The 5,047-nt window shown below is 70.3% G+C and carries 7 protein-coding genes; 2 read left to right on the forward strand and 5 right to left on the reverse strand.

The window, feature by feature from the left end; genetic code table 11:
- Nucleotides 1–389, reverse strand: a 389-nt coding sequence (locus KBX53_RS21795; protein WP_210861316.1) for a carboxyltransferase domain-containing protein, incomplete at its 3' end; no start/stop codon positions are given.
- 107 nt (nucleotides 390–496) lie between these two features.
- Here KBX53_RS21795 and KBX53_RS21800 point away from each other — a divergent pair.
- Nucleotides 497–1,174 carry a hemolysin III family protein gene (locus tag KBX53_RS21800; RefSeq protein ID WP_030332057.1) on the forward strand — a complete coding sequence of 226 codons (678 nt, stop codon included), beginning with the start codon at nucleotides 497–499 and terminating at the stop codon, nucleotides 1,172–1,174.
- Between the two features lie 151 nt (nucleotides 1,175–1,325).
- Here the strand turns inward: KBX53_RS21800 and KBX53_RS21805 are convergent, their stop codons facing one another.
- Nucleotides 1,326–1,613 carry a DUF6458 family protein gene (locus KBX53_RS21805; protein ID WP_210861318.1) on the reverse strand — a complete coding sequence of 96 codons (288 nt, stop codon included), beginning with the start codon at nucleotides 1,611–1,613 and terminating at the stop codon, nucleotides 1,326–1,328.
- A gap of 112 nt (nucleotides 1,614–1,725) precedes the next feature.
- Here KBX53_RS21805 and KBX53_RS21810 point away from each other — a divergent pair, with 112 nt between their 5' ends.
- Nucleotides 1,726–2,265, forward strand: coding sequence for a histidine phosphatase family protein (locus KBX53_RS21810; RefSeq protein ID WP_210861320.1), 540 nt, complete (start codon nucleotides 1,726–1,728; stop codon nucleotides 2,263–2,265).
- Between the two features lie 57 nt (nucleotides 2,266–2,322).
- On the opposite strand, the gene KBX53_RS21815 is transcribed toward KBX53_RS21810, so the two are convergent.
- The 3 genes from KBX53_RS21815 to KBX53_RS21825 all read right to left on the reverse strand — a co-directional run.
- Nucleotides 2,323–2,592, reverse strand: a complete 270-nt coding sequence (locus tag KBX53_RS21815; protein WP_030332052.1) for a DUF6458 family protein — start codon at nucleotides 2,590–2,592, stop codon at nucleotides 2,323–2,325.
- Nucleotides 2,593–2,804: 212 nt separating this feature from the next.
- Nucleotides 2,805–4,661 (reverse strand): acyl-CoA dehydrogenase, encoded by a 1,857-nt coding sequence (locus KBX53_RS21820; protein ID WP_030332050.1) that lies wholly within the window; start codon nucleotides 4,659–4,661, stop codon nucleotides 2,805–2,807.
- Between the two features lie 128 nt (nucleotides 4,662–4,789).
- On the reverse strand, nucleotides 4,790–5,047 hold a 258-nt coding region (locus KBX53_RS21825; RefSeq protein WP_210861322.1), incomplete at its 5' end, for a SpoIIE family protein phosphatase.

Below are 5,047 nucleotides of genomic sequence, written 5' to 3' on the forward strand. Positions count from 1 at the left end.
GTCGGCAGGTCCGGCCCGTCGAAGGAGACGGGCACGACCACGTCCGCCGCGTCGGCGTCGGGGTTGACGGCGGCGCTGGCGTCGGCGTCGGCGTCGGCGCTGGCGTCGGCGTTGTGGCCTGCGGCTCTGGTGTGTTCGGGGCCGGTGGCCGCGGCGGCGACGGCGGACGCCCATCGGGTCAGCTGCCGGGCGGTGGCGGTCGGGTCGGGCAGGCCGTCGAGCAGCACGGTCCGGGCCGCCGGCACGATCTCGACGGCGATCAGGTCGCCCCGTTCCCGACGCCGCCACAGTTCGCTGCGCCACGCTTCGACGAGCGCGGCCTCGGGGATGTCGGTGGGCGTGGTGCAGTCGAGGAGCAGGGCGTGCGCCCCGACGGGTCGGATCCGCATCCGCTCATCCTCGCCGATGTGCCGCCGATCCGGTGTTCACGGTGATGGTGCCCGGTGTCACCAACGCCACTACTTACAAGTAACCTACGGTGTCGTAACCTGACTGGGTGACCACCTCCGCCCCGCTTCGCCTGAAGCCGGTCGACATCGGTAAGCCTCGGATGCGCGGCTGGCTCCACACGTACGCCTTCTTCGTCGCCGTGGTCTGCGGCATCGTGCTCTGCTCGATCGCCGCCACCAGGCCGGGATGGGCGCCACTGGTGAGCTGCCTCATCTACAGCCTGACGGTCTGCGGGCTCTTCGGCACGAGCGCGTTGTACCACCGTCGGGTGTGGTCGGAGCGCGGCTACCAGCTGATGCGCCGGATGGACCACTCGATGATCTTCGTGTTCATCGCCGGCACGTACACACCGCTCTGCGTGATGCTGCTCGCGCCCCGGCCTGCCACGGTGATGCTGGCCCTGGTCTGGGGTGGCGCGCTGGCCGGCGTGGCGGTCAAGGTGGTCTGGCCGCACGCGCCGCGCTGGGTGTCCGCGCCGCTCTACCTGGCGCTGGGCTGGGTGGCGGTGGCCATGCTGCCGGAGATCCTGCACGGCGGCGGCGTCGCGGCGCTGGTGCTGCTGGTCGTCGGCGGCGCGATCTACAGCGTGGGCGCGGTCTTCTACGCGTTGCGCCGGCCCAATCCGTGGCCGACCGTCTTCGGCCACCACGAGTTCTTCCACGCCTGCACGCTGCTGGCGGCGCTCTGTCACCACATCGCCATCTACTTCGCGCTGTTCGCCTGACCCGAACTCCGGGATCGGCGGCTCCCCGGGATCGGGCACCGCATCCCACCTCACGATCCGCGGGGGCGCGCGGGGCGCGGCTCCGGGGCCGGGGCCGAACGCGAGCCGGGGCCCCGCGACGCTGCGGGACCCCGGAGTGTGTGAGCGAGGATCAGACCGGTCGGCCCGGCCTACGCACCTCGCGGTACTCCTGCACGACCTGGTCGTTCTGGACCGGAACGACCCGGTCGGCCACCACGCGCTCCTCGCGCACCGGCGCGGCGACCACCGTGCGGCGGCGGCTGCTCCAGAAGTAGAGGGTGACGAGCAGACCGGCGACGCCGGCCAGCATCAGCACCCAGCCGACCACTGACAGGTCAAGCCAACCCAGGTCGGCTTCCACTGCGAACGCGAAGATCGCGCCTATCGCGATCAAGAAGATGCTGCCACCAATGCCCATGTCTCGCTCCTCGGCTCTAACCTGGCGTACCTCGCGCCGCGGCCGTCGGTAGGGGTGCGGCATCCATCGACTTACCCCGGCACGGAGATCGCCAATCGGGCAAGCTGGGACCATGACGGACGCCGACCCCGACACACGGACACTGGTGTTGCTGCGGCACGCGAAGGCCGAGCAGGGCAACGACGCGGCGGACGACGCCGAACGGCCACTGAGCGCCCGTGGGACCGCCGACGCGGCCGCGGCGGGGGCCTGGTTGGCGCACCACGGGCTGCTGCCCGACGTGGTGATCTGCTCGACGGCCCGCCGCACCCGGCAGACCTGGCACGGCGTGGCGATGGGGATGACCGGTTCCCCGCCGGAGGGTGGCCCGACCGGTCCCCGCCCGACCGTCCGTTATGAGCCGGGCGCGTACGACGCGCACCCCGAGGAGTTGTTGTCGCTGGTCCGCACGGTGGACCCGGCGGCCCGCACGGCACTGCTCATTGCCCACAATCCAGGCATCTCGCTGCTCTCGGCGCTCTTCGACCCCGAGGGTGTCGACGACGGGGGGTTGCGCACCGCCGAGTTGGCGGTACACCGCTGCCCGGTCGGCTGGTCGCAGTGGAGCAGGGCGGGAGCGCCGCTCACGGCCCGCCACGCCGCACGCGACTGAGCCACCCGCCGGCAGTCGGCGGGTGGCTCAGCGGTACGCGTCCAGCCTGGGTGGGGATCAGGACGGCGGCGCGGTCGGTGGCGGCGGGTCCGGCGGTGGCGGCATCATCGCCGTCGGATGAGACAGCCGGTTCTCCTCCACGATGAGGGTTCGGGCCCGCTTGCGCCGGTCCTGCCAGAACCAGAGCGTGGTCAGCAGGACGGCCAGCCCAGCCAGGATGAACACCCAGCCGACCGCGCGTACGTCGATCCACCAGACGTTGGCTCTCAGCGCGAAGGTCAGGATCGCGCCGATCGCGATGAGAAAAATGCCGCTACCTACACCCATGTGCGCTGCACTCCCCCGTGCGGTGGCTCTGGGCGTTCCCTTTCGAGGTCACGCGACGGTTACCCGCCACGCCACCGGCATACCCGACCGGGCTCGCCGAATACGTGCCCGACGCGGGGTGGGACGGCGACGGCCGGCGAGGCAGACAGCCCCGCCGGCCGTTGCGGCGTCGGGTGGTGCGACCCTAAACCGTCAGACGTGCCGTGGCACGCTCAGAAGGCCTCCTCCGGGAGGTCCATGATGTCGAGGTCCGTGCCCTCGATGATCCGCCGGTCGGCACCGATGCGGGGCAGCACCTCACGGGCGAAGAAGCGGGAAGCGGCCACCTTGCCGGTGTAGAACGCCTTGTCACTGGCGGAAACCTCGCCGGCCAGCGCCTTCAGCGCCACGTCGGCCTGCCGCTGCAGCAGCCAACCGACCACCAGGTCGCCGATCGCCAGCAGGAACCGCCGGCTGCTCAGCCCGACCTTGTAGAGGGCGCGGGTGTCGCCGCCCTGCGCCTCGCCCAGCCAGCCCGTCATCACACCGAGGATGTTCTGCACCTCGGCGAGCGCCTTGCCGAGCGCCTGCCGCTCGTCCTTGAGCTGACCGTTGCCCGCCTCGGAGGAGATGAACTCCTGGATCTCGCCGGCCACCGCCATCAGCGCCTTGCCGTTGTCCCGCACGATCTTGCGGAAGATCAGGTCCAGGCTCTGGATGGCGGTGGTGCCCTCGTACAAGGTGTCGATCTTGGCGTCCCGGACGTACTGCTCCAGCGGGTAGTCCTGCAGGAAGCCGGAGCCGCCGAAGGTCTGCAGGGCCTCGTGCCCGAGCAGTTCGTACGCCCGCTCCGAACCAACGCCCTTGACCAGCGGCAGCAGCAGGTCGTTGACCCGCTTCGCCAGCTTGGTGGCCTTCTCGTCACCGGCCGCCTCGGCGATCGCGACCTTGTCCTGCCAGGTGGCGGTGTAGAGGACCAGGGCGCGCAGACCCTCGGCGTACGACTTCTGCATCAACAGCGAGCGGCGCACGTCCGGGTGGTGGGTGATGGTGACGCGGGGCGCGGTCTTGTCCGCCTGCTGGATCAGGTCGGCGCCCTGCACCCGGTTCTTCGCGTACTCCAGGGCGTTGAGGTAGCCGGTGGAGAGGGTGGCGATGGCCTTGGTGCCGACCAGCATCCGGGCGTACTCGATGATCATGAACATCTGCCGGATGCCGTCGTGCTTGTCGCCCAGCAGCCAGCCCTTGGCCGGTACGCCGTGCTCGCCGAAGGTCAGCTCGCAGGTGTTGGAGACCTTCAGGCCCATCTTGTGCTCGACGTTGGTGGCGTAGACGCCGTTGCGCTCGCCCAGCTCGCCGGTGGTCTCGTCGAAGTGGAACTTCGGCACCACGAAGAGCGACAGGCCCTTGGTGCCGGGGCCACCGACCCCCTCCACGCCCACCGGGCGGGCCAGCACGTAGTGCACGATGTTGTCGGTGAGGTCGTGCTCACCGGAGGTGATGAAGCGCTTCACACCCTCGATATGCCACGAGCCGTCCGGCTGCTGGATGGCGCGGGCGCGGCCGGCGCCGACGTCCGAGCCGGCGTCCGGCTCGGTGAGCACCATTGTGGAGCCCCACTGCTTGTCGATGAAGAGCTTGGCCCACCGCTTCTGCTGCTCGGTGCCCTCGACCTCCAGCACGTGCGCGAAGGACGGACCCGAGGCGTACATCCAGATGGGGGCGTTCGAGCCGAGCACCAGCTCGGCGAGGGCCCACCAGAGGGCGCGCGGCGCGGTGGTGCCACCCAGGTGCGGCGGCAGGTCCAGGCGCCAGAACTCGGAGTCCATGAACGCCTGGTACGACTTCTTGAAGGACTCCGGCAGCGGCGCGGTGTGCGTGGCCGGGTCGAAGACCGGCGGGTTGCGGTCACTGTCCGTGTAGCTGGCGGCCAGATCCTCGCGGGCGAGGCGGTCCAGCTCGGCGAGGAAGGTGCGGGCCGTGTCGGCGTCGAGTTCCGAGTACGGTGCCTGGCCGAACGCCCGGTCCGCCCCGAAGACCTCGAACAGGTTGAACTCGAGATCCCGCAGGTTGCTCTTGTAGTGGGTCATGCTCGCTGGCCCCGCTTCCGGACAGGTGTTACCGATCAGTAACCCAGACTGTATTACTCGCGGGTAGGCAGCGACAAGCGGATCACCCAAGTGACGGCGATTACACACCTGCGGTGCCGCCGGCCGACTCAGCTCTCGGCGGCGCCGACCTCCCAGCTCGGGACGGCCACGGCCGCGCTGGTACGAGCACCCACGTACTCCATCAGGACCAGCGCGATGTCGTCGTCGAGCCGGCCGTGGACCCACTCGACCAGGGCGGTCTCCAGCGACGCCAGCCCGTCGGCGACAGTGCCATGGCCGAGCAGCCGCCAGGCCCGGTCGGCGGTGGGGAAGAACTCGCCGTCCCGCCGCGCCTCGCCGAGACCGTCGGTGAACAACAGCAGCCT

Source organism: Micromonospora sp. M51 (assembly GCF_018070305.1).
Lineage (GTDB): Bacteria > Actinomycetota > Actinomycetes > Mycobacteriales > Micromonosporaceae > Micromonospora > Micromonospora parva.

Excerpts from the sequence above, each read along its gene's own strand:
- KBX53_RS21820 (WP_030332050.1), bottom strand. The coding sequence starts at position 4,661 with ATGACCCACTACAAGAGCAACCTGCGGGATCTCGAGTTCAACCTGTTC.
- KBX53_RS21805 (WP_210861318.1), bottom strand. The coding sequence starts at position 1,613 with ATGGGCATTGGTGGCAGCATCTTCTTGATCGCGATAGGCGCGATCTTC.
- KBX53_RS21810 (WP_210861320.1), top strand. The coding sequence starts at position 1,726 with ATGACGGACGCCGACCCCGACACACGGACACTGGTGTTGCTGCGGCAC.
- KBX53_RS21815 (WP_030332052.1), bottom strand. The coding sequence starts at position 2,592 with ATGGGTGTAGGTAGCGGCATTTTTCTCATCGCGATCGGCGCGATCCTG.